This is a genomic window from Psychromonas sp. MME2 (assembly GCF_040566515.1).
GTDB lineage: Bacteria > Pseudomonadota > Gammaproteobacteria > Enterobacterales > Psychromonadaceae > Psychromonas.
This window is the reverse complement of sequence record NZ_JBEWXI010000010.1, coordinates 162,621-186,114: the sequence shown is the minus strand read 5'-3', so window position 1 is coordinate 186,114 and position 23,494 is coordinate 162,621. Positions and strand designations below refer to the sequence as shown.

Sequence of the window (23,494 nt, the reverse complement as noted above, 5' to 3'; positions counted from 1 at the left end):
TATTTATGGTTTACGACTCGCTGATTAAGGTTGTAATAAAACGGTTATGTTGTGAGACGGGCATCGCCATACGGATCTCATCAATTAATTTTTTTTCAAACTCACTAACAATGAAAGCATCCCCTGAATAGCACTCTGTTAACACTTTCCCCCAAGGCGATATGATCATAGAGTGACCATAGGTCTGTCGACCACAGGGGTGCGTTCCACCTTGGTTAGCGGCAACGACATAACACTGATTTTCTATCGCTCTTGCCTGTAATAAGGGTAGCCAATGCGCGTAACCTGTCGGCTGTGTAAATGCGGCAGGTACTAATATGACTTCGGCTCCATTATCTCGTAATGCCTGAAACAGAGAGGGAAAACGGAGATCATAACAGATAGCTAAACCCACTTTGACTGATTTATTACCATTTTTCCAATCAAACAATTGTAAATCTTGCCCGGCTAAAAAAGTATCGGATTCTTTATATAAACCTTTCGCATCACTCACTAGCGCATCAAACAGGTGGATTTTGTGGTAATGGCTGATTAATCTCCCCTGCGGTGAAAAAACCAAACTGGTTGTATAAATTCCACTCTGTTGCGGTTGACTTTGTTCAGGCCGAATTGGAAAGCTGCCACAGACTAAATAGCATTGGTAACGTGCAGCAAGGCAAGCTAATTGTGATTGTAAAACCCCCTCTCCAATCTGCTCTGCTAATGTTAAATAAGCCGCTTTATTAGCAAAACTTAGTGCATTTTCTGGTAACAAAACAAGTTGATTAGGTATCGGTTCAAGGTCAGATAATAAACGTTCAATGGTTGCGATATTTTGTTCAGGCTCAGCTACACTAACCATTTGTAATGCAGATAAATTAAAGCGTTTAGGGTTGGCCGCTTTTATCATTTAAATGCTCCTCATTGATTTTTTCCAACACTTCACTGTTTTGTAATTCAACTTGACCCCGTTCACGACTAACCATTTTTACTTGCGGATCATTAAATGAACCTTTGACCGAAAAATCAACCCTCACAACGGTGTCGACAACGGGTTCAAATAATTTACTCATCAATAACACCGCGGCCCCGGTAATAGGATTAATAGCAAATGCGGTTAAAACAGGCAGACTTGATGTTACTGCAGGGCTATAACTAAATTTATAATTCGTCTCTTGATTAGGTAAGTCAATGATCCCCTTACCAACTATTTTACCGGCTGCACCATCTAAATAAAAATCATCATTGTTAGCGATACCATTATTTACGTTGGCCGATAATGTCATTTTATTAAAGTTAAACCCTTTCGCGAATACGTTATTAAATTCAAGGTTTAAAGAACGTCTTATCGCATCTAAACTAAAAAGGCTTAACAGTCTCGCACCTTTATCACTGACATCCGTAATAGAACCATTATCAATCTGCATAGAGAGTACACCATTTAAAGATGCATAATTAAATTCCCATGGTGCCCCTAACCAATTCACCGCTCCGGTTAACTCAGCTTTCTGAAAAACAATCGGCCCCACATAGCCCATCCGATTCAAGATACTCTGTTTATCATTAGCTAAGGAATCGATGATCATATTACTGCGCCGTTGATCCCAAACACCTGATAATTTTGTAAACTCGGTTTCATCGCCCAACTTAATATAATCAATATTCAGGCGCGATTTAGTTGGAAAAATATGCAATGCTAAGGGAGAGAAATCATACTCTGCGATAAGGCAGCGTTCACAGGAGGCAAATACTTCAGGGTAATCTGCAAGTAAATTTGTGCTAATAGAGGAGGTATCTTTACTCTGTACATTTTCTAATGAGTGATAAGCGGCGATATTGATATCCTTAAATTCCATTTTATTAATATCAAGGTCAATGCGATCAGGCATTCCTAAACGGTATTCAATATTCCCTTGCAAATTATCTGCAACGTACTTAATGGACCATTTGTTATCGATATTAATACTATTAATTTGTAACTCATTGATTGCTTGCTCAAAGAGTTGAGCCTCTTTAACATGGATATCAAGCGTATCTAATTTGATAAGTTGCGAACTATTCCCCTGGGAAAATTGCGCTTGGTGACTTTGCAGTTTGCGCCACTGTGAATACCAAGGGGCAATATCGAGCTTATCTAAGTCAATATTAACCACTTGCTTATCGCTATCTATCTGATCTATTTTGTGCATACCAATATTTAATGTGGCATAGGGGACTTTTAGGTCTGCACCTTGATAATCGAGCTTGCCTTGCAAATCTAATTTATCTGCAATATTAAGACTAAATAAACTCGCATCTTTATCACCCGAAACAGAAAATTTCATTGGCCATGATTGCAAGGAATTTTTATTAAACGGTGCTGGCAAGGCGACTTGCAAGCCTTGCGTCATAGAGTCGAGTGCCCCCTTGTAGTGAAACTCTTCATTTTCATAAAAATAGTCAAAATCAATTTTCCCCTGCCACGCTAATGAACCGGATAAATTCAATGCTGCAATATCGCTATGAATAGCAGCTAATTTCTCTGCATCCCATTGTCCAGATAAATCTACATCTACTTCATATTTATCTGTTTTCTCTAAAGCGTTAAAGGAAAATTGTAGAGGATGTTTGAAAAGTTGTGCAGTTAAATTATTACCCGTTAAATTACCATTTACAAAAGAGAATTCTCCCTGCACATGGTTCAAGGGAATAATAACGTCATCATTGATGTGAATATTGATATCATTATCAGCAAGTACCACTTGCCCAGTAATTTCAGTTTCATCGGCAAAGGGAACAGAAATCTCCAATTTACCCGACAATTGCTTTTGAACATCAATAATATGCAACGTACTACCAACACTCTCCTTAAGCGGGGAGGTTTTTAAATAAGTAGCAATACTCTGCGCTTTATCTGCAATGTTTGCAGCAATAGTCAATACACCATCCGGGCTAAGGGTGTCAATGTTAGCACTAAGTTTTGCAACCTGAACATCACCTAAAGAGGCACGCAAAGCCTCCATTTTTAGCCAATCATTTTCAAAATGTAGATTTAAATCTAAGTTGCTCAATCCCTGCCATTGACCGTAGAAGTCATATTCGGCATCCCTTAACGGCACCCAAGCTTGAAAAATGCCATTATTTTCTCTATATGGATAGTCACTCAATGCACCATACCAGAGGATCTTCGCTCCATCCACGTGACCTTTTTTGAAGGTTGGCTGAAGATAATCAAAAACCTCTTGCCCCAATTCTTTAATCGGGAAGTAATGCTGTGCTTTGCTAGCATCATTTAATGAAGCATAGCTGTACAGACTCAAAAATGGTGATTGACTATTGGATTTTTCATTGGGGATAAGCAGTGAAAATTCCGTTATTGTATCGACATCAGTTGTTGTTATTACACTCTGTTCACTGGATAATTTAATACCATTTTTAAGCGTCTGCCATTGTAGGTTTAATTGTGCAGCCTCAATGGGCATAGGCCGATTAAATTGCTCATCAAAATAGAGGTCCTGCTTGTCTAACTCAATTAGCATATCCCCCTGATCCACAGCACCACTAATATAAATATTTGCATGGCTCAAACCAGGTATGGCACCAACGGGTTTATTTTTCAACTGTTTAATAGCAACATCAAAAATAATCCTGTTCTCTAAATCTTGATTAATCATCAAACTGCTTAACTTGGCATCGACGTCAAGTTTTTCAATTTGTAAAATGTCAGGGGTGGATAAATCGGAATTTAGCAAATACAAGGGCAATAATGCATTGACATTAACTCCCTTAAATAAAACGGAAGCGTGTCGCATCGTGCCAGTCGCTGCGATAGCAAGATCTTTGAGTGGGTGTTTATCATAGTAGGCATCAATATTATAGGTATCAAGTAGCCAGTTGTGCTCACCATTCGTTAACTGCAATACACCACTGTTAACCTGCCAATCATGATTTTTTCCCGCTTGAGACCATGCGAAATCACTATTATTAAATTTAATCTGGATTTGTTGTAGTTTATCAAGCGTGAAATCGGCCCAAACTTGCAAACCTATCATCGCTTTTGATATTTGCGCATTAGGATTGACATGCGCCGCCAAATAACCACTTAGGTCAAGGTTATCGGCTTCTGCATAAAGCTGCCCGATATAGGAACTGCTATCATTCTGAGGTGGCGACAAATCGATAACAAACTGCAGTGGTTTTCCCTTCAAAGCGGTACCGAAGGAGGCACTACCCACGCCTTGGTGTCTGTTTTTAGCATTTAGCCAGTGTAATTTTTCAATGACAATGGTTTTCTCTTGACCCAATGGGTTTTTGAAATGAACACGTCCATCTGTGACTGAAAATTGTTTAAACTGTTGTAAAAAAACCTGCTGCAATCTTTCGAAGGTCAACGTTTCTTGTTCGCTATAGTGATTACCTTGAGCGCTTTCGTTGAAGCGTAAATCAACACCTTTTAGTGTTATTTTATTAAAGCTTAAATGCTTTTGTGTTACTGAATTCCAAAAATCTAAGTGTAGAAAAAGGTAATCTGAAGCGAAATAGACGGGTTGCTCTGCGGAGTCGATTAATTTTGTATTGTTGAGGATAAAAACTAAGCCAGAAAAATCAATGCCAGCTGAGATATTATCAACGGATACATTAATATTGTATTCACTAGCAAGCCAATTAGTAACATCTTCCTTATAGTATTCAATGCGGACAAATAATATCCGCACTAAAGTTAAACATGTTGCAATAATAAAAAGTTTTATTGCAAGCAATGCCCATAATCGCTTTGTCCATTTCCATAAAAACAGCTTCAATTTTCAGCCTAATTACATCATAACAACATCAAATTGCTCTTGCCCATATAATGGCTCTGCATGTATCTCTACCCGTTTTGACATGAATAAAATCAACTCCCCCAAACTATATGACTCATCGCCCTGCAACGCTTCGGCTACCGCAGGTGAAGTATAAACAATAAACCGTTCAACATCATAGGCACGATTCACGCGCAAAATTTCACGTAGCACCTCATAACAGACAGTTTCAACGGTTTTAACATAACCGCGACCATGGCACTCTGCACATTCACCACAAAAAATGTGTTCTAAACTTTCCTGTGTTCGCTTACGGGTCATCTCAATCAACCCCAATGGAGAGAAATCATTGATATGTGTTTTAACCCTATCCTTAGCTAAGGCTTGCTCTAAACTGCTAAAGACACGTCGTCTATGATCTTTAGACTTCATATCAATAAAATCGAGAATAATAATCCCCCCAAATTACGTAAACGTAACTGCCTTGCAATTGCCTGTGTCGCCTCGATATTGGTATTGAAGATAGTCTCTTCGAGATTACGGTGGCCGACAAATGCGCCGGTATTAATATCAACAGTGGTCATCGCTTCCGTCTGGTCAATAATTAAATATCCGCCGGACTTGAGCTCTACTTTTCGATCTAGTGCGCGCTGTACCTCATTTTCAACATCAAAGAGGTCAAAAATAGGACTTTCGCCTGAATAGTACTCTATTTTGTCCTCAAGCTCAGGCACAAACTCTTGAGTGAACGCTTTAATTTCATTGTAGGTAAGTTTAGAATCGATGCGTACTCTATCAATTTCACTGCCTACGAAATCCCTAAGAATCCTAAATGCTAAACGTAAATCTTTATATAACAGACAATTTTTCGTTTTTGGGCGCTGTCGACGTACTAATACTTTGGCCCAAACACGCTGTAAGAATGCGGCATCCTGTTTCAATTCATTTTCAGGCGCCCCTTCGGCTGCCGTACGAATAATATAGCCGCCTAACTCACTCACATATTGTTGAGTGATGCTTTTTAAACGTTCCCGCTCTTCTGAACTTTCAATGCGTTGTGAAACCCCTACATGCTGACTGCCTGGCATAAAAACCAAATAACGCGAAGGCACTGTAATATCGGTGGTGAGGCGAGCACCTTTAGTGCCCAAGGGATCTTTAATCACCTGCACCATAATATCTTGGCCTTGACGTACTAACTCAGAGATATCTGCGACTTTAAATTGTGCTTTTTCAGTTTGTGCCACACATTCGGTATGGGGCACGATATCAGAGGCATGTAAAAAAGCCGCCTTTTCTAAACCGATATTGACAAATGCAGCTTGCATTCCCGGCAAAACGCGACTGACTTTACCTTTGTAAATATTGCCAACAATCCCCTTAGTGGCATCACGTTCTATATGTAACTCTTGTAAAACACCTGCTTCAATTAATGCAACACGTGTTTCACTAGGGGTAATATTCATTAATAATTCAACTGACATTTTTCAAATCCTATAAAATTCATTAATGAGTTGGTCTGTTTCATATAGAGGCAACCCAACCACTGCACTGTAACTACCATTTATATGAGATACAAACTTACCCGCATACCCCTGAATGCCATATCCGCCAGCTTTATCTATTGGCTCGCCAGTTAACCAATACGCTTCCATTTCCTGCTCTGTTAATAGTTTAAAAGTCACATCGGTTTTAACCAGTTGTGTTTTAAATGTCTCCCTAGAGACAATTGCTATGGCTGTAAAAACTTGATGTGTACGCCCAGATAATAACTGTAACATGCTCATAGCATGGGCTTGATTTTGTGGCTTTTCTAATATTTCATGATCAACCACCACGATGGTATCGGCACCCAGTACGGGCCTAGTTTGATCACTATTGTTAAAGCCTGCTTGCGCCTTTTGTAAAGCCAAGCGTAATACGTAATTCTCCGTTGTTTCAGAGTTAGCTCTTTGCTCTTCAATATCCCCCTTTACCCGCTTGAATGGCACATTAATTTGTTGCAACAATTCTGCACGCCTTGGTGAGTTAGAAGCTAAATAGATCATACTTATACAACCCTAAAATGAATGCGAATAAAACGCATAAAAAGAAAAAACCAAGGCCAGACAAGCATTGATGTAAACACAGACCAAAAATAATGTTTATGTAAAACAATATCTTGCAAGTTTGATGCAACAAAATATAACAGAATCTTAGAAATTAAAACAAAAAAACCAACGATTAATGTTGTTTGTACTAATGTGAAATGTCGAAAGCGTTGATAATTAATACTCACAATATAGGCCAAAATAGAAAAGACTAAAGCATGCATGCCTAATATTGAGCCTAATAACAGAATCTAATAAAACCCCAAGTATAAAAGCATGGAAAATACTCACTCTATGGGGCAAGGCTAATACCCAATAAAAAATAACCAACATCATCCAATCAGGACGAAATGCATTAAGAAATAAAGGCAAGGGAAAAATTGCACCAATTAAACTAATAAAAAAAGTACAATAGATAATCCTATAACTATTGAATGTCGACATCGTTGTCCCCAACAGGAGCCAATAAGGTATCATTATCCTTTGCTGGCTTATCACCCCACAATAACAGTAAGTAGCGACTGCGATCTAAGAGAGCCGTTGGTGTGGCAGAAACGCGCGCATAATGCGCCCCCTCTTGATAATCAAATTGACTCACGGTTGCCACTGGATAGCCCGGAGGAAATCGCCCTCCTAATCCCGATGTAACCAGCAAATCACCGGGTTGCAAATCGGCATTACTGCGAATAAATGGAACATTTAATTTATTCCATGCACCACTGCCATGCACAATAGCAACCATATCATTACGCTCTACTCGAACTGGGATACCATGGCTTGCATCAACAATGAGTAATACACGGCTTGTTGTACTGCCAACTTGCGATATTTGCCCAACAACACCTTGTTCGTTGATAACTGGCTGTCCCAGATATACACCATCTAAAGCGCCCTTGTCGATTAGCAATTGATGAGTGAATGGATCTGACCGTAAGCTCATCACTTCTGCAATCATTCTTTTGTGTGTGTAGCTTTTTTGTGAGTTTAATAATTTTCTTAATTGTTCATTGTCTTTTTGCATTTGCGTTAATAGTAAACGATCTGCTTTTAATAAAAGATTATCTTTTTCTAATTGTAAATTACGCTCTTTCAATTCCTGGCGAGTCATTAAATTTTCTGATAATGAACTAAATAGCTTCTGTGGCGCATCAGCTACATATTGGACAGGGCTAACTAAGGAGTTAAGGTATATTCGAGATGATGCAAATAGGTTAAATTGACTATCTGCTAATAAAAGAAGAATGCAAAAGGCTATCACTAAGGATAGCCTTAATAAAAGCGATGGGCCACGCGTAAAAATTGTTTTCATTATTACCGTTCAAATAAATAAAATAATGCCCGACTTACGCAGAGCATTAAATGTTGAAACTAATCTGCGTTGAACAAATCACCACCATACATATCGATCATATCCAGTGCCATACCACCACCACGAGCAACACAAGTTAGCGGATCATCAGCCACAATAACAGGTATACCTGACTCTTCTGAAAGTAAGCGATCTAATTCACAGAGTAACGCCCCGCCCCCGTTAACACCATACCGCGCTCAGCGATATCAGCAGCTAATTCCGGTGGGGTTTTTTCTAACGCCAACATCACGGCAGTAACAATGCCACTTAAAGGTTCTTGCAGTGCTTCTAAAATTTCATTGCTATTAAGTGTAAAACTACGAGGTACACCTTCTGCGACGTTTACGCCGCGTACTTCTATTTCACGAACATCATTAATAGGATGGGCAATCGCAATGCTGTGTTTAATACGCTCAGCTGTTATTTCACCAATAGTGCAGCCATAATTACGACGCACATAATTGATGATCGCCTCATCAAATTTGTCACCACCAATACGTACAGAAGCAGAATAAACGATACCATTTAGTGAGATAACAGCAACTTCCGTTGTACCACCGCCGATATCGACAACCATTGAACCTTTCGCTTCGGAAACTGGCATACCGGCACCAATTGCAGCGGCCATTGGTTCATCGATTAAAAATACATCGCGGGCACCAGCTCCCTGAGCAGATTCGCGAATAGCACGTCGCTCAACCTGTGTTGAACCACAGGGAACACAGACTAAAACACGTGGGCTAGGGCGTAAAAAGCTATTATTGTGCACTTGTTTAATAAAGTGCTGTAACATTTTTTCAGTAATATAAAAATCAGCAATTACGCCATCTTTCATGGGGCGAATAGCTTGAATATTACCCGGTGTTTTACCAAGCATTAATTTGGCTTCATGTCCGACTGCAGCAACACTCTTACCAGCACCATTTTTATCTAAACGAATAGCAACAACTGAAGGCTCATTTAAGACTATGCCTTGACCTTTTACATAAATAAGTGTGTTTGCGGTTCCCAAATCGATTGATAAATCGTTGGAGAACATACCTCGAAACATTTTAAACATAAAAGTTTTCCAAAATAACTAAAACAAAATAGGAAGCATACTTTAACAACACGCCTAAAATTCATCAAGAAAAGAAAGCGAATAGCAGCAATAATAGTGCTTACCGTGCGATTTTGCACACGATATGGGTAGAAAATGAACAATAAAAACAACTGGAATTTCACCTCCACTATTATACTGTTCACATTTATTTTTTACGCCGGCGTTACTTTATATAACGCCCATAATAATAAGCTAAAAATTGTGGGCTAAAATGAGCGAGCTGTGGACGATAACCCACCTTTTTTTACTCCTTGTAAATTTAACTTGTTAGGTCTTTAACTATTGTTTTTCAGCAAAAGTTTTTTCTTACGAACGCTTTTCCAAAGAGCTATGCTACTAATTAAACTTATCAGCGAACTGCCTAAAAGAGAAAACTCCCAAAACTTAATTTCTTTTGCTTGCTCTATTAGCATATATTGAGTTGCATCTTGATAAGGAAGCACGGCTCCAGATACAGCTAAGAAGCAGAACAATGAGCACAATAAACTCAAGAAAAAAATAGCATAGGTAGTTAGTCTAATTTTCATATTAAAATCTGACAAACGGATAAAAACAGAAGTAAATCCAGAGACCTTTGAGAAAACAGCGCTTATCCACCCCAATCGTTTTTTTGTAACAACAATAAAGTTAAGTAAATTTTACTTGGAATAAGTAGCAATAAACCTAAACCAATAATCAGACCAATCATCAAAACCCCATCCGTTCCCATGGATACGGTGAGGTCGGTAAAGGTTGCTAAACTGACTCCAACAATAACCAACATAATCCCTGTGACCATACACAAAGTCATTATGCGTTTAATAGTTTGTATGCTTAGCAACAAATACCTGCCTTTATCGACTTAATGACTTACCGACGCTAATTTTTCAAAGTAGTCAGGAAATGTCTTAGAGGTACATTTAGGGTCATTAATAGTGACCGCTGTATCACTTAACGCAACTAAAGAAAAACACATCGCCATACGATGATCATCATAGGTATCAATAGCGGCATGTTTGAGCTGTACAGGGGGAGTCACGCTAATAAAATCATGCCCCTCTACAACAGTTGCCCCTACTTTACGCAACTCTGTCGCCATTGCAAATAAACGGTCAGTCTCTTTCACTCGCCAATTATAGACATTACGGATGGTTGTCGTACCTTCTGCAAACAGCGCGGCGACGGCAATTGTCATGGCCGCATCGGGAATATGATTCATATCCATATCAATCGCCTTTAGCTTACCACGGCTTGCTTTGATAAAATCATCTCCCCATTCAATTTGTGCGCCCATTGCCTCTAATGCATCGGCAAATTGAATATCTCCCTGCACTGATTTTCGGCCAATACCGGTCACTTTAATACTTCCACCACCAATGGCAGCGGCAGCTAAAAAGTAAGATGCTGACGAAGCATCGCCTTCCACAAGATATTCCCCTGGAGCGCGGTAGGTTTGCCCCGCTTTAATAATAAAGCGTTGATATTGACCATCTACGTTATCAACGACAACACCAAAATCCTGCATTATTTGCAAGGTAATTTTGATATAAGGTTTTGAAACTAATTCACCGACGATTTCAATCACGGTATCTTCTTGAGCCAGCGGTGCTGACATCAAAAATGCTGTTAAAAACTGACTTGAAACACTTCCATCAATTTGAATCGTACCGCCTTTTAGACAGGTTCCTTTGATTTTAAGTGGGGGATAATTTTCGTTCTTCAGGTAACTAACCTCAGCCCCTGCCTGTTGTAGTGCATCCACTAAACTACCAATTGGACGTTCAAACATGCGTGGTTCACCCGTTAATATATATTCACCTTGCCCTAAACATAATGCAGCACAAAGTGGGCGCATAGCCGTTCCAGCATTACCTAGAAATAGTTCTAAGCAACCAAGCTCGCTGGTATTAAAGGCACGCCCAAGCCCTTCCACTACGCACTGTTTTTTATCGTCGGAAAGATGATATTTAACGCCTAATTTTGTTAGCGCGTTTAACATGTGGCGAATATCATCACTGTCCAATAGGTTGGTTAATGTGGTTGTGCCCTGCGCTAATGCGGCTAATAACAAAGCTCGATTAGAGAGACTTTTTGAACCGGGAAGATTGATATCTCCATCGACTTTTGCAATTGGATTTAATAATAGTTGTTCCATAATATTCTCTTACAATTCGAGTACTTTAATCAAAGCGTCTTTAAAACGCTGATTTTCTGTTTGTGTGCCTATACTAATACGCAAATGATTGGCTAAACCATAGCCCGTGATCGGACGAACAATGACACCTTCACGTAATAAATCTTGATATACTTCATCGCCACTCTTTCCCACATTTACGGTAATAAAATTGCCCATAGAAGGAATATAATCAAGCTTGTGACCTTCAAAGAATGCGGTTAAATCTGCCATACCCTGCGCGTTTAACGCAACGCCATTGGCTAGATATTGTTCATCTTGCAGAACGGTTTCGGCGGCTTTAAGGGCTAAGCTATTACAATTAAATGGCTGACGAACACGGTTTAATATATCAGCAACTTGTGGATTAGATATCGTGTAACCAACACGTAAACCAGCTAAACCATAAGCCTTTGAAAAGGTGCGAGAAACCACTAAATTCGGGAACTCATTAATCCAGGCAATCGCATTACCGCGGAGCGATGCAGGCGCATATTCAAAATAGGCTTCGTCTAAGACAACAATCACATGTTCAGGCACTTTTTTTAGGAAAGCAACGATTTCATCTTGCTGCAAAAAAGTACCCGTTGGATTGTTTGGATTGGCGATAAAAATCAGTGCGGTTTTGTCAGTTACCGCGGCAGCCATAGCCGTTAAGTCATGGCCATAATTTTTAGCGGCAACAACCACTGCCTGTGCGCCAATAGCCTGTGTCACAATAGGGTAAACCACAAAGGCATGCTCAGCAAATATCACTTCATTGCTATTATCAACAAAGGCACGCGCCACTAATTCAAGTAGATCATTCGATCCATTACCTAGTGTAATTTGCTTAATATCTACCGCGTATTTTTCTGCTAGCGCTGCTTTTAAGTAGTAACCATTAGCATCAGGATAACGCGTTAACTGTTCGAGCTCTTTCACTAGAGCGGCTTTCACCATGGGGCTTAAGCCTAATGGATTTTCATTAGAAGCGAGCTTAACAATATTGCTAATACCTAGCTCACGCTCTAACTCTTCTATCGGTTTACCAGCTTGATAAGGGTGCAGTTTTTGCACGCCTGTATTCGCTATATTTAAAAAATCACAACTCATCTATTATCCCTACTTAAGCATATTTTTTTTCAAATGCAGACATAAAATCAACTAACGCTTGTACGCCTTCCATTGGCATCGCATTATAAATACTCGCTCGCATACCACCGACTAATTTATGCCCCTTCAAAGTTAAAAGCCCAGCTGCCTTAGACTCTTTTAAGAAGGTTTCACTTAAGGCATCGTTAGCCAGTGTAAAAGGTATATTCATACGACTACGAACTTCATCCGCGATGTTATTCGCATAAAATGGTGAGTTATCAATATAATTATAAAGTAGCTCTGCTTTAGCAATATTTTGCTTTTCCATTTCAGCTAGACCACCTTGCTCTTTAAGCCACTTAAAGACCAGCCCAGCTAGATACCACGCATAGGTAGGCGGCGTGTTGTACATAGAATCTGCATTGGCTTGGATCTGATAATCAAAAATAGAGGGGATCGCGGTACGCGCTTTACCAATCAAATCTTCACGAACAATGACAATAGCTAACCCCGATGGACCGATATTTTTTTGAGCGCCAGCATAAATAATACCAAACTTAGAGACATCGATTGGACGCGATAAAATCATTGAGCTCATATCCGCTACTAAAGGAACGACGCCAGTTTCTGGCACATCAAAGATTTCAATACCTTCAATGGTTTCATTCGGACAGTAATGGGCATAGGCCGCACCTGCATTAATGAGCCAATCGCTACACGCCTGCACCGTTTTTTTACCAGCAACCGTTTGCTCCATGATATTGGTTTCATTAACACGCGCATGTTTCTTCGCCTCTGCGGCAGCATACTTAGACCACTCCCCCGTCAGCAGATAATCGACATCTAATTTATCAGCTAATAAATTTAATGGTACTGCGGCAAATTGCCCTCGACCACCACCATGACAAAATAAGACTTTGTAATTATCCGGAATTTCCATTAAATCACGTAGATCTTGTTCTGCCTCCGCGGCCATCGCAACATATTCAGGGCTGCGGTGGCTTATCTCCATGACAGAAACACCCATTCCCTGCCAATTACAAAATTCCTGTTGTGCTTTTTGCATAACTGCTTCTGGTAACATCGCAGGCCCTGCACAAAAGTTAAATATTTTAGTCATAATATTGTTCATCTCTTAAAACAAAATAAGCGGCAAAAGCCGCTTATTTTAATATAATAATAATTTAATCCTGTGGCTCAGAGGAGTCATCTGATTGCACATCAACAACACTATCAGGCACCACCTGTTGGTTGCTACTTTCTACTCCTTCATCCTCTTCGTCATAAACAGGCTGATCTTTTATCTCTTCGATACGTTGTAATGCCACGATTTTTTCATCGTCACGGGTCTTGATTAACGTAACACCTTGAGTATTACGGCCAACAATAGAAACGCCACTAACAGGTGTACGTACCAGAGTCCCTTTGTTAGAAATCAACATAATTTCATCATTTTCATCAACTTGCACCGCGCCAACGACTTTACCATTACGGGCACTGACTTTAATTGAAATCACACCTTGTGTTGCACGACTCTTCGGCGAATAATCTTCAAGTGGAGTACGTTTACCGTAGCCATTTTCGGTAGTCGTTAATATGTGCCCTGTTTCATTAGGAACGATTAACGACACAACTCGCTCACCATCTTTGAGTTTTATACCACGAACCCCCGTTGCCGTTCGTCCCATTGGACGAACCCCTTTGAACTTGATCTCTTGCTCGCCGTTTTCATCAAGAATTGGCTTGCCGTCTTCATCAACTGCAGGTATTTCTTCCGCTTCTTTAAAGCGTACGACTTTGCCCGCATCGGAGAAGATCATTATTTCGTTCTCTCCATTGGTGATTTGCGCGCCAATTAACTCGTTATCATCTGTTAAGTTAATCGCAATCAAACCACTTGCACGAGGACGACTATAAGCACTTAGTGCTGTTTTCTTAACCGTACCATTAGCTGTTGCCATAAATACAAATTTATCATCTTCATATTCACGAACCGGTAGAATCGCGGTGATACGTTCACCCTCTTCAAGCGGCAAAATATTCACAATTGGACGTCCACGCGCTTGACGTGAAGCAAGTGGCAGTTGGAACACTTTTAACCAATAGAGTCGACCACGGGTTGAGAAACAGAGGATCGTATCATGGGTACTGGCAACGAGTAACTTCTCAATGAAATCTTCATCTTTCATCTTCGTAGCAGATTTACCTTTACCACCACGTCGTTGTGCTTCGTAATCAGTCAAAGGTTGATATTTAACATAGCCTTCGTGGGAAAGCGTAACAACCACATCTTCTTCGGTGATCAAATCTTCCATACAAAGATCACTTTCATTGGCAGTGATTTCTGTGCGGCGAGCATCGCCAAAGTTTGCACGAATTTCTTCCAACTCTTCGCGAATAACTTCCATTAATCGAGCAGGACTCGCTAGAATATGCAGTAACCCGGCAATTATTTCTAATAGCTCTTTATATTCGCTTAATATTTTCTCATGCTCTAAACCCGTTAACTTATGTAAACGTAAATCTAGAATCGCCTGAGCTTGAACTTCAGTCATGTAATAGTGATTATCACGTACACCAAATTCAATCGGCAAACCATCTGGACGCGCAGCATTTACCCCTGCAGCTTCAAGCATAACAACGACGTTACCGAGTTCCCAGCCCTGTGACTGTAAACCGATTTTCGCTTCGGCAGGTGTCGCTGAATTTCGAATCAACTCAATAATTGGTTCGATATTAACTAAAGAAATTGCTAAGCCTTCAAGGATATGCGCTCTATCACGTGCTTTGCGCAGTTCAAATACGGTACGGCGTGTTACCACTTCTCGACGATGCAGAATAAAGGCTTCGAGCATCATTTTTAAGTTAAACAGTTTTGGTTGCCCATGGTCCAATGCAACGGCATTAATACCAAATGAAACTTGCATTTGCGTTTGTGCGTAAAGGTTATTTAGAATGACCTCTCCAACATCACCACGCTTAACTTCAACGACCATACGCATACCGTCTTTATCAGACTCGTCACGCAGAGCACTAATGCCTTCTATTTTTTTCTCTTTAACTAACTCTGCTATTTTTTCAATTAGGCGAGCTTTGTTAACTTGATATGGCAGTTCATGAACAACAATGGTTTCACGGCCCTTTTTTCGTTAACTTCGATATCCGCTTTAGCGCGAATTTTAACTTTACCGCGACCAGTATGGTAAGCATCAATGATCCCTTTACGGCCATTAATGATACCTGCCGTTGGAAAATCAGGGCCAGGGATCAGTTCAATCAGTTCGTTAATGGTAATATCAGCATTATCAATTAATGCTAAACAGCCATCGACCACTTCACCCAGATTGTGTGGTGGTATATTGGTCGCCATCCCAACGGCAATACCCGATGAACCATTGATTAACAGATTGGGTACTTTAGTCGGCAAAACTTCAGGAATAAACTCTGTGCCGTCATAGTTGGGAACATAATCAACCGTCTCTTTATCTAGGTCAGCAAGTAATTCATGGGCAATTTTGTCCATACGGATTTCCGTATAACGCATTGCAGCAGCACTATCACCATCCACAAACCAAAGTTACCTTGGCCGTCAACAAGCATATAACGTAATGAGAAAGGCTGAGCCATACGGACAATAGTATCGTATACGGCTGTATCGCCATGTGGATGATATTTACCGATAACATCACCAACAACACGTGCTGATTTTTTATAGGGTTTATTCCAGTCATTGCGCAACACGTTCATTGCAAATAAAACACGGCGATGAACCGGCTTAAGACCATCACGTACATCGGGCAATGCACGCCCAACAATTACGCTCATGGCATAATCAAGATAAGAGTTCTTTAATTCATCTTCAATGTTGATTGGAGAAACGTCAGAGGCAAATTCGCTCATAGAGACCTAAATCCTTAATTTAATAGAATATCGATTGAATTTTAGTGAGTTGCGCATACTAACACAAAATAGCGATGAAGAAACGCATTCACAGCAAATTTACTACGAATATGATAACAGCAAATTTACTACGCATATGATATAAGCAAAATTACTTCAGTAAAAAATAATTAAAACATTAAACTGCGAGGTTAAACTCGTTATAATGCATTATTTCAATTAATTCGGTGTTAAGGGATGCAGGTAAATAGAGCTTTAGTGGTAAACAATGTTGATAACGATGAGATAGAAAAATTTTCAGCAATGGCCGAGCAGTGGTGGGATCTTGAAGGGGACTTTAAACCCTTGCATATGCTCAACCCAACACGGTTAGCCTATATAGAAGAAGGCGTTGATGGTATATTTGCTAAAAAGATTGTTGACGTTGGCTGTGGCGGAGGCATCTTAGCAGAAAGTATGGCTAAACAAGGAGCGACTGTTACAGGCATTGATATGGCACACGCATCGCTACAAATTGCCCGCCTGCATGCATTAGAAACGCAACAACAAATTGACTATCAAAAAACAACGGCAGAACAATTCGCACTCACCCACTTTGAACAATTTGATGTGGTTACCTGCATGGAAATGTTAGAACATGTCCCCGATCCCGCTTCCGTTATCAAGGCTTGCTGTGACATGGTAAAACCCGGGGGAAGCGTCTATTTTTCAACAATCAATAAAACATTTAAAGCTTACGTCATGATGATACTCGGTGCTGAACACGTTTTAAAATGGGTACCTAAGGGCACTCATAGCTACGAAAAATTTATTCGCCCATCACAATTATTATCAGCGGTAGATAAGACGAGTCTACATTGTGAAGCGTTATGTGGTGTTGAATATAATCTCTTTTCAGGCGAATTTAGGATCACGAATAATGTTGATGTCAATTACATGCTTCATTGTGTGAAACGTTAACTCCTGCACTTTCCCCCCCACTAAAAATCTAACAATTAAATATAAAAAACATGAGGAGAATCGGGTTTTAGATAATCTTTTTCTCTTTATTTATTCTTACTACTGCAGATAAAAAAAAGTATAAAAAATCATTGCAATTCACAACTCACGCTAAAAACTTAAAGGTTGATGTTAGTGAACACAAACTTGTTTTTGGAACTGCTATTTATCCACAATCTTATCCACTTAATGAATAAAAATATTCACTTGATAAAAACAAAAAAAGCTTTATCTTGTGCCAACTAAACTTGCAAAGCACAATATGTAGTGTTTTTAAAAATTATGCATCCGATAACTGACAGCCTCTTGCTAACAAGCATTGTCGCCAGAAATAAGGTAATCCCACATGAATAAAAACCTGTTTGTCACCAAACGTAATGGCAAAAGAGAAAACATCGACCTCGAGAAAATCCACCGTGTTATTACTTGGGCGGCGGAAGGTCTTGACAATGTTTCAGTCTCGCAGGTTGAACTAAATTCACATATTCAGTTTTATGATGGCATTCGTACCGAAGATATTCACGAAACCATTATCAAAGCAGCAGCGGATCTTATTTCTGAAGAATCACCAGATTATCAATATTTAGCAGCCCATCTTGCCGTATTCCATCTACGCAAAAAAGCCTATCAGCGATTCACGCCACCAAGCGTATTTGAACATGTTAGTAAAATGTGTTCAAAGGGCAAATATGATGCACACCTTCTTGAAGATTATACAAAACAAGAATTTGAAGAGATGGATACCTTTATTGACCATAACCGCGATTTAAATTTTTCCTATGCGGCGGTAAAACAACTTGAAGGTAAATATTTAATTCAAAATCGTGTAACTGGTGATATATACGAAAGTGCACAATTTCTTTATTTATTAGTAGCAGCATGCCTTTTTTCAGATTACGACAAGTCCATTCGTATGGATTATGTACGCCGCTTCTATGATGCCACTTCGCAATTTAAAATTTCCCTACCAACACCAATTATGTCTGGGGTGCGTACGCCTACTCGCCAATTTAGTTCCTGCGTATTAATCGAAGCCGGTGATAGCCTCGACTCCATCAATGCCACTGCGAGCTCTATTGTAAAATATGTTTCACAACGTGCAGGCATTGGTATTAATGCAGGGCGAATTCGCGCCTTAGGTAGCACAATCCGCGGTGGTGAAGCATTCCATACAGGTTGTATTCCCTTCTATAAATACTTTCAAACTGCCGTAAAATCCTGTTCGCAGGGCGGTGTCCGTGGCGGTGCTGCAACGGTTTTCTACCCACTGTGGCACTTGGAAGTAGAAAGTTTATTGGTGCTTAAAAATAACCGAGGGATTGAATCAAACCGTGTTCGTCACATGGATTATGGTGTGCAATTAAGCCGTTTATTTTATCAACGCTTAATCGAACGAAAAAATATCACACTCTTCAGTCCGTCCGATGTCCCTGGTTTATACGATGCTTTTTTTGAAGACCAAGATGAATTTGAGCGTCTTTATGATGTTTATGAAGGCGATCCTGACATCCGTCAGAAAAGCATTCCTTCCGTCGAACTGTTTTCAATATTAATGCAAGAACGTGCAAGTACTGGTCGTATTTATATTCAAAACGTTGATCACTGTAATACGCATAGTCCCTTTGATAGCAAAGTTGCCCCCATTCGTCAAAGTAACTTATGTCTTGAAATAGCGCTACCCACTAAACCACTGCAACATATTATGGATGAAGAGGGTGAAATTGCACTCTGTACCTTGTCAGCCTTAAACTTAGGTGCGATTGAATCTCTCGATGAGTTAGAAGAAATTGCTGAATTAACGGTTCGTGCATTAGATAATCTACTCGATTATCAAGATTACCCAATTAAAGCAGCAGAAAACAGCAGCATGGCGCGTCGTACTCTTGGGATTGGTGTGATCAACTATGCTTATTACCTCGCTAAAAATGGCGTTAAATACTCCGATGGCAGTGCCAACAATCTAACCCATAAAAGTTTTGAAGCGATCCAATACTATCTATTGAAAGCTTCAAATGTGCTGGCAAAAGAGCGTGGGGCTTGTCCTAAATTTAATGAAACTCGCTATTCCCAAGGCATTTTACCCATTGACACATATAAAAATTCATTGGACGCAATCTGTGATGAACCCTACCATTTAGATTGGGAAACACTGCGTGCGGATATTGTTCGAGACGGTTTACGTAACTCAACCTTGTCAGCATTAATGCCATCAGAAACCTCAAGCCAGATTTCTAATGCGACCAATGGCATTGAACCACCACGTGGATTTATTAGCATAAAAGCGAGTAAAGATGGTATTTTAAAACAGGTTGTTCCTGAATTTGATAAATACAAAGAAAATTATGAGTTACTATGGAACATTCCAAATAACCAAGGTTACTTAGAACTCGTTGGCATTATGCAAAAATTTGTTGATCAGGCTATCTCAGCGAATACTAATTATGATCCAAAACGTTTCGACGATAATAAAGTACCAATGACTAACCTCTTGAAAGATCTATTGGTCGCCTATAAAATGGGAGTCAAAACGCTTTATTATCATAATACGCGAGATGGCGCAGATGATGAAAAGGTAATCGAAGAAGACTGTGCCGGTGGTGCGTGCAAAATTTAACCCGCATTTTGTTATGCCCATTCAATCGAATGGGTTTTTAGTTTTTAATATTTTCTATTCCTCACTCCGGTGAGATGCTAATGCACTATGGAGAAGCATATGGCTTATACTACTTTCTCAACCATTCCTAATAATGCGCTTAAAGAGCCGATGTTTTTTGGTAATCCGGTCAATGTCGCTCGTTATGATCAACAACGTTTTGATGTATTTGAGAAGTTAATTGAGAAGCAGCTGAGTTTTTTCTGGCGACCAGAAGAGATAGATGTAAATCGCGATCGTATTGACTTTATTAATTTACCCGATCATGAGCAACATATCTTCATATCAAATTTAAAATATCAAACTTTGCTCGATTCAATCCAAGGCCGTAGCCCTAATATCGCTCTACTACCGATTGTCTCATTACCTGAATTAGAAACATGGATAGAGACATGGAGTTTTTCTGAAACAATCCATAGTCGGAGTTACACACACATTATCCGCAATTTATTTACTGAACCTAGCACAGTGTTTGAAGATATTGTCACTAATGAAGAAATTTTGAAACGTGCTATTGATATTTCAGGCTATTATGATGAATTGATTCATGCGACACAGTTTTTCCAATTACATGGATTAGCACAAAGTGAGGTTGCTTATATTAACCTACATGGAGAGAAGGAAACCTTAACTCTCCGTTCGCTGAAGAAAAAATTATACCTCTGTATCTGCTCTATCAATGCATTAGAAGCCATTCGATTCTATGTCTCCTTTGCTTGCTCATTTGCCTTTGCTGAGCGCGATTTATTAGAAGGAAATGCTAAAATAATCAAATTGATAGCGCGCGATGAAGCACTACACCTAAACTCCACACAGCAAATATTAAATCTTTGGGCCGATGGTAAAGATGATCCGGAAATGGCTGAAATTGCCGTTGAGTGTTTTGCACAGGGGCGCGATATATTTTTAAATGCTGCAGAGCAAGAAAAAGAGTGGGCTAAATACCTCTTTAAAGATGGCTCAATGATTGGTTTGAATGAACAAATTTTATGCCAATATGTTGAATATATTACTAACCAGCGAATGCAAGCAATTGGCTATGAAGCGCCCTTCAAGGTAAGCAACAATCCTATTCCATGGATTAATCATTGGTTAGTCAGTGACAACGTTCAAGTTGCCCCTCAAGAAGCGGAAATAAGTTCATACCTAGTCGGGCAAATTAATAGTAAAGTTGACAGCGAGGAGCTTAGCTCTTTTAAATTATAATTCAGCGAATTTTGCTAAATGACAAAAATATTAACCGTTAACGGTATTGAGTACCCCCTCAATACCAACAAAACATTGTTGGAAAATTTAGAAGCACAAAATATCGCGACAGAATTTCACTGTCGCGATGGACATTGTGGTGCTTGTCGATGCCAACTCATCCGTGGAGAAGTTAATTATAATAACTTTCCACTGGCCTACTGCCGCGATAATGAAATATTAACCTGCTGTAGCAGCACTCAACAAAGCGTTGAGATATTAATACAATCCACATGAATATCTAATTGCTTAAAATAATAGATAGCTAGGTTGCATTCATTAAATATAACTAAATCAATCACATTAAAATTGTACAATAAACATTACAATGCTAATGCGATTTATTATAGATATTTACGGAAAATATCAATTACCATACTCAGGAAGAGGATCATATAACATAATGGGCTATACATTACGATTACTCTCTCTCAACCTCATTTTTACAATAATTGGCTTACATAATACGACTGCTTATGCAAACCCCAATTTTGATAAAGCTTATAAAGCAATTGAGGCAGGAAATTATAGACTAGCCCATGATTTATGGTTACACCTTGCAGTTAATGGCGATCCGGCTGCTCAGTATGCCATTGGTTGGTTGTATGAAAGTGGACAGGGTGTCGAGAAAAATCTCCAGCAAGCGATACAATGGTACACAAAAGCGGCGGAACAAAATCATGTAGCCGCACAATATATACTCGCAACCATGTACGATAATGGACAAGGTGTCGATGTCAATCCAAGTGAAGCGGTAAAATGGTATCTGAAGGCTGCACAACAAGGTGATGCAATTGCACAGTATCAAATGGGGGACCATTTTAAAAAAGGCAATGGTGTTAAACAAAATGATGACGAAAGCTTTCTGTGGTTTAGTAAAGCCGCTGCGCAAGGACATCTCAATGCACAAATTAGCTTAGGCACAATTTATCAAAATGGCCGAGTTGTGCAACAGGACTACCAGCTGGCGATAGAATGGTATGATAAAGCAGCAACACAAGGTAATGCATTAGCGCAATACCTATTGGCACAAATGCATGAGTATGGCCGAGGTGTCCCGCAAAATTATCAACAAGCTAAAACACTCTACCTAAAATCATCTGAAAATAATTATGCCCCGTCAGCCTATAAAATTGCCGAATTTTATGAACAAGGTAAAGGTGAAGCCGTAGATTTGAAAAATGCGATAACCTGGTACACACGAGCAGCCGCTAAAGGGAGTGCTGCAGCACAATTTAAACTTGGGCAAATATATCAAAACGCAACCATCAATAAGCAAAATATGAACACGGCACTGACTTGGTATAATAGCGCAGCTGCTCAAAATCATGCTCAATCGCTCTATCAACTAGGGGTGATTTATGAACATGGCATCCATGATCAAAGTGGCAAATTCATTTTACCTAAAAATAAAAATAAAGCCGCAGAATACTATCTACATGCGTCGCAACTTAATTATCATTTAGCCAACGCACGCTTAGCCTACTTCTATGAAAAAGGTATTGTTTTTCCCTCGGATTTACATAAAGCCATCACGCTATATCAAAAAACCACTGAACCATGGGCAATACAGCGCCTTAAAGATTTACAAAAAAGCCAACAATGCTTTAAAAATGCAACAACTTTTCTTTTTGATATAGCCATTGCTTGTAGCCAGCGCGACACTATCAGAGAAAAAATCAAAGCCACAGGTATCCGCCCTATTAACGAGAATGATCAGGATTTCGTTGACCTTTACTTTACTGGCGCGACAATATCAGGGACAAGTCAGCTGGCGGTAACATATACTCAGCATGCGCAATTCGCACAGGCCAAATACACCTATATAGGTCGCGATAAACCACAACTTATTGCACAACTTAAAAATGAATTTACTGAGAAGTACGGTATTCCTGATTCATTCAGCACAGAGCAAGATAGTGATGATATCAATGGTATCGATTATAGCCACGGAAAAATTAGTTTTGTTTGGCTGTTACATGACAACATTGAACTGCTCATCAATCGCGAGTGGCCAGATACAACCACCTATGTAACATATAGCTATGTTGAACCAACATCCCCCACAGAATAAATGAAATTAGTCGCCGATGACTATTATCATCGCGCTATTTCAATGTATAGACAAAGACAAAAAAATTGTTCTCTCTACTTTTATACCATAA

Annotated in this window: 16 protein-coding genes and 3 pseudogenes; 5 read left to right on the top strand and 14 right to left on the bottom strand. The window is 39.6% G+C overall.

What is annotated here, in order from left to right:
* Positions 1-10: 10 nt before the first annotated feature.
* The 14 genes and pseudogenes from AB1A03_RS09320 to gyrA all read right to left on the bottom strand — a co-directional run bounded on the left by AB1A03_RS09320 (position 11) and on the right by gyrA (position 16,432).
* Positions 11-889 (bottom strand): carbon-nitrogen hydrolase family protein, encoded by an 879-nt coding sequence (locus tag AB1A03_RS09320; RefSeq protein ID WP_354624401.1) that lies wholly within the window; start codon positions 887-889, stop codon positions 11-13.
* Entirely contained in the window at positions 867-4,760 is a 3,894-nt protein-coding gene (locus AB1A03_RS09315) for a YhdP family protein (RefSeq protein ID WP_354624400.1), read from the bottom strand. Before AB1A03_RS09315 ends, AB1A03_RS09320 begins: the two co-directional genes overlap by 23 nt.
* A 12-nt stretch (positions 4,761-4,772) precedes the next feature.
* Positions 4,773-6,244: pseudogene (rng, locus tag AB1A03_RS09310) on the bottom strand (ribonuclease G).
* A gap of 3 nt (positions 6,245-6,247) precedes the next feature.
* A complete protein-coding gene (locus AB1A03_RS09305) occupies positions 6,248-6,808 on the bottom strand; it encodes a Maf family protein (protein WP_354624399.1) in 561 nt (186 codons plus the stop codon).
* 2 nt (positions 6,809-6,810) lie between these two features.
* Positions 6,811-7,074, bottom strand: a complete 264-nt coding sequence (gene mreD / locus AB1A03_RS09300; RefSeq protein ID WP_354624398.1) for a rod shape-determining protein MreD — start codon at positions 7,072-7,074, stop codon at positions 6,811-6,813.
* Positions 7,028-7,294 (bottom strand): rod shape-determining protein MreD, encoded by a 267-nt coding sequence (mreD, locus tag AB1A03_RS09295; protein ID WP_354624397.1) that lies wholly within the window; start codon positions 7,292-7,294, stop codon positions 7,028-7,030. Before mreD (AB1A03_RS09295) ends, mreD (AB1A03_RS09300) begins: the two co-directional genes overlap by 47 nt.
* Positions 7,278-8,159 carry a rod shape-determining protein MreC gene (gene mreC, locus AB1A03_RS09290; protein ID WP_354624396.1) on the bottom strand — a complete coding sequence of 294 codons (882 nt, stop codon included), beginning with the start codon at positions 8,157-8,159 and terminating at the stop codon, positions 7,278-7,280. Before mreC ends, mreD (AB1A03_RS09295) begins: the two co-directional genes overlap by 17 nt.
* Before the next feature lie 59 nt (positions 8,160-8,218).
* Positions 8,219-9,261: pseudogene (locus AB1A03_RS09285) on the bottom strand (rod shape-determining protein).
* A 317-nt stretch (positions 9,262-9,578) separates the two neighbouring features.
* Positions 9,579-9,830, bottom strand: coding sequence for a hypothetical protein (locus tag AB1A03_RS09280; protein ID WP_354624395.1), 252 nt, complete (start codon positions 9,828-9,830; stop codon positions 9,579-9,581).
* Positions 9,831-9,892: 62 nt separating this feature from the next.
* Positions 9,893-10,081 (bottom strand): hypothetical protein, encoded by a 189-nt coding sequence (locus AB1A03_RS09275; RefSeq protein ID WP_354624394.1) that lies wholly within the window; start codon positions 10,079-10,081, stop codon positions 9,893-9,895.
* Between the two features lie 63 nt (positions 10,082-10,144).
* Positions 10,145-11,437, bottom strand: coding sequence for a 3-phosphoshikimate 1-carboxyvinyltransferase (aroA, locus tag AB1A03_RS09270; RefSeq protein ID WP_354624393.1), 1,293 nt, complete (start codon positions 11,435-11,437; stop codon positions 10,145-10,147).
* Positions 11,438-11,446: 9 nt separating this feature from the next.
* Entirely contained in the window at positions 11,447-12,550 is a 1,104-nt protein-coding gene (hisC, locus tag AB1A03_RS09265) for a histidinol-phosphate transaminase (RefSeq protein WP_354624392.1), read from the bottom strand.
* Between the two features lie 13 nt (positions 12,551-12,563).
* Positions 12,564-13,652 carry a 3-phosphoserine/phosphohydroxythreonine transaminase gene (gene serC, locus AB1A03_RS09260; protein ID WP_354624391.1) on the bottom strand — a complete coding sequence of 363 codons (1,089 nt, stop codon included), beginning with the start codon at positions 13,650-13,652 and terminating at the stop codon, positions 12,564-12,566.
* 64 nt (positions 13,653-13,716) lie between these two features.
* Positions 13,717-16,432, bottom strand: a pseudogene (gene gyrA / locus AB1A03_RS09255) (DNA topoisomerase (ATP-hydrolyzing) subunit A).
* A 237-nt stretch (positions 16,433-16,669) separates the two neighbouring features.
* Here gyrA and ubiG point away from each other — a divergent pair.
* The 5 genes from ubiG (at position 16,670) to AB1A03_RS09230 (ending at position 23,403) form a co-directional block, all read left to right on the top strand.
* Entirely contained in the window at positions 16,670-17,392 is a 723-nt protein-coding gene (gene ubiG, locus AB1A03_RS09250) for a bifunctional 2-polyprenyl-6-hydroxyphenol methylase/3-demethylubiquinol 3-O-methyltransferase UbiG (protein ID WP_354624390.1), read from the top strand.
* 385 nt (positions 17,393-17,777) lie between these two features.
* Entirely contained in the window at positions 17,778-20,045 is a 2,268-nt protein-coding gene (nrdA, locus tag AB1A03_RS09245) for a class 1a ribonucleoside-diphosphate reductase subunit alpha (RefSeq protein ID WP_354624389.1), read from the top strand.
* Between the two features lie 99 nt (positions 20,046-20,144).
* Complete coding sequence (gene nrdB, locus AB1A03_RS09240) at positions 20,145-21,290, top strand: class Ia ribonucleoside-diphosphate reductase subunit beta (protein WP_354624388.1); 1,146 nt, start codon at positions 20,145-20,147, stop codon at positions 21,288-21,290.
* 18 nt (positions 21,291-21,308) lie between these two features.
* Positions 21,309-21,566: a class I ribonucleotide reductase maintenance protein YfaE gene (gene yfaE, locus AB1A03_RS09235; protein ID WP_354624387.1), complete on the top strand. Its 258-nt coding sequence runs from the start codon at positions 21,309-21,311 to the stop codon at positions 21,564-21,566.
* A gap of 166 nt (positions 21,567-21,732) precedes the next feature.
* Positions 21,733-23,403: an SEL1-like repeat protein gene (locus AB1A03_RS09230; protein ID WP_354624386.1), complete on the top strand. Its 1,671-nt coding sequence runs from the start codon at positions 21,733-21,735 to the stop codon at positions 23,401-23,403.
* Positions 23,404-23,494 lie beyond the last annotated feature (91 nt).

What these genes read in the sequence shown, in the direction of transcription:
- AB1A03_RS09320 (WP_354624401.1), bottom strand. Translation starts at nt 889, where the DNA reads ATGATAAAAGCGGCCAACCCTAAACGCTTTAATTTATCTGCATTACAA.
- AB1A03_RS09305 (WP_354624399.1), bottom strand. Translation starts at nt 6,808, where the DNA reads ATGATCTATTTAGCTTCTAACTCACCAAGGCGTGCAGAATTGTTGCAA.
- mreD (WP_354624398.1), bottom strand. Translation starts at nt 7,074, where the DNA reads ATGCATGCTTTAGTCTTTTCTATTTTGGCCTATATTGTGAGTATTAAT.
- mreD (WP_354624397.1), bottom strand. Translation starts at nt 7,294, where the DNA reads ATGTCGACATTCAATAGTTATAGGATTATCTATTGTACTTTTTTTATT.
- mreC (WP_354624396.1), bottom strand. Translation starts at nt 8,159, where the DNA reads ATGAAAACAATTTTTACGCGTGGCCCATCGCTTTTATTAAGGCTATCC.
- AB1A03_RS09280 (WP_354624395.1), bottom strand. Translation starts at nt 9,830, where the DNA reads ATGAAAATTAGACTAACTACCTATGCTATTTTTTTCTTGAGTTTATTG.
- AB1A03_RS09275 (WP_354624394.1), bottom strand. Translation starts at nt 10,081, where the DNA reads ATGGTCACAGGGATTATGTTGGTTATTGTTGGAGTCAGTTTAGCAACC.
- aroA (WP_354624393.1), bottom strand. Translation starts at nt 11,437, where the DNA reads ATGGAACAACTATTATTAAATCCAATTGCAAAAGTCGATGGAGATATC.
- hisC (WP_354624392.1), bottom strand. Translation starts at nt 12,550, where the DNA reads ATGAGTTGTGATTTTTTAAATATAGCGAATACAGGCGTGCAAAAACTG.
- serC (WP_354624391.1), bottom strand. Translation starts at nt 13,652, where the DNA reads ATGACTAAAATATTTAACTTTTGTGCAGGGCCTGCGATGTTACCAGAA.
- ubiG (WP_354624390.1), top strand. Translation starts at nt 16,670, where the DNA reads ATGCAGGTAAATAGAGCTTTAGTGGTAAACAATGTTGATAACGATGAG.
- nrdA (WP_354624389.1), top strand. Translation starts at nt 17,778, where the DNA reads ATGAATAAAAACCTGTTTGTCACCAAACGTAATGGCAAAAGAGAAAAC.
- nrdB (WP_354624388.1), top strand. Translation starts at nt 20,145, where the DNA reads ATGGCTTATACTACTTTCTCAACCATTCCTAATAATGCGCTTAAAGAG.
- yfaE (WP_354624387.1), top strand. Translation starts at nt 21,309, where the DNA reads ATGACAAAAATATTAACCGTTAACGGTATTGAGTACCCCCTCAATACC.
- AB1A03_RS09230 (WP_354624386.1), top strand. Translation starts at nt 21,733, where the DNA reads ATGGGCTATACATTACGATTACTCTCTCTCAACCTCATTTTTACAATA.